The sequence below is a fragment of the Lactobacillus sp. ESL0259 genome (assembly GCF_003693045.1).
Classification (GTDB): Bacteria; Bacillota; Bacilli; order Lactobacillales; family Lactobacillaceae; genus Lactobacillus; species Lactobacillus melliventris.
In genome coordinates this window covers 1-1,493 of sequence record NZ_REHP01000012.1, presented here as the reverse complement: position 1 = coordinate 1,493, position 1,493 = coordinate 1, and the positions used below count along the sequence as shown (strand labels likewise).

At 44.3% G+C, this 1,493-nt stretch carries 1 protein-coding gene; it reads right to left on the bottom strand.

All coding sequences use genetic code 11. The features are described from left to right. Window positions 1-34: 34 nt before the first annotated feature. Window positions 35-1,439 (bottom strand): IS3 family transposase gene (locus F5ESL0259_RS08795; protein ID WP_122038232.1). Its coding sequence is split into 2 segments (ribosomal slippage): window positions 35-947 and window positions 946-1,439, totalling 1,407 coding nucleotides; the frame shifts between segments, so codons are not numbered across the junction. Window positions 1,440-1,493: the final 54 nt, after the last annotated feature.

Here is a 1,493-nt window from a genome sequence, read left to right as displayed (position 1 = left end):
TTGAAGTGCAACTAAAAAGTTAGACATTTTAATATTACGCAAGACTCAATGCACGATTTCGATATTTGATCGGGGTCGTGTATTTTAGTTTGTTTGATCTTCTAATATGATTGAACCAGTAAACGTAATCATGCAGTACTTCCCGCATTTCTGCTAGTGAACTGATCTTAATGCGGTTGAGCTTCTCCCGTTTCATTAGGTTGAAGATGGTTTCTCCCGGTGCATTATCGTGGCAATTACCCTTGCGCGACATGCTTTGCTTAATCTTCATCTGTCTTAGTTTGGTCTGATAGCCGCTGTGGCGGTATTGAAAACCCTGATCTGAATGCAAAATAGGCTGGGCTGTTTTAGGCAGCTTGTGCTTAAGCTCTGCCAGCATATCATAAACCAGCTTCATGTTAGGCGAATAGCTGACTTGACAAGCCAGTATTTCCAGTGAGGCCTCATCAATGACCGGTGAAATATAAACCTTTTTGCCTGTGGTCAGCTTGTATTCGGTAATATCCGTGTGTAAGACGTGGTAGGGTCTGGTTTCATTAAACCGCTGCTTTAAAATGTTTTCCTTGATTACGCCTGCAGGGCCCGCATAAGAACTGTAGCGTGCAGTGCGCCTACTGTAGACTCTGGTCTTTAGTCCCAGCTGCCGCATCAGCTTGCGCACGGTATTGGGCGCATAGCTAAAGCCTTGATCTAAGAGTGCACCATGCATACGTCGATAACCGTAAGTCTCATCACTTTCTTGGTAGAAGATAGACTTGATTACGCCTTTAACAGCAGCGTATTTATCTAATCGGTTCAATCGGTGACTGCGGTTGTCGTAATAAGTTTTGCGGTTAAGGTGCAGCTTGGCAAGCAAAAGCTTTAACGGCACCTCAGGTCGCTCAGCCCGAATCTCCACGACTATTCTGGTTTTTTGCCGGTTGGTGAGCGTGGATATCGGGCAGCCACTTTTTTAGGATTAAGTTATCCAATTCTAAGTCGGCTTTTTGTGCCTCTAGCTCAGCAACCTGACGACGCAATTGTTCTACTTCGGTTAGCTTCTTAGTGGGTTTAAGCTTCTTCTGACGCTTCTTTTTAGTCATGGTTGGTGGTCTCCCCTTGGATTTTGGGAGCAGCCCAGAGTAGCCTGCAGCCTGATAAGCCGCCAGCCATTGTCTTACTACTGACCGCGAAAGATTAAAAACTGCAGCTACCTGGAGTACTCCCATGTGATGTTCATGATAGAAGCGTACCACATTTAGCTTGAATTCAGGCAAATAAGTTTGTCGGGTGTGAGTAACCTTTAAAGCGGCTAAGCCATGTTTACGGGCACGTTCTGCCCAGGCCCTAATCTCGGTATGATCAATGCCGTATTCGCGTTCTAGTTTAGCTAAAGAGGTTTGGTGGGATAAGTATTTACTGCAAATTTCCATTTTCAAAGTAGTTGAATATTTAGTCATGAAAAAAGTGCTCCTAATAGTCAGATTAATGTCTAACTATTATGGAGCACTTCA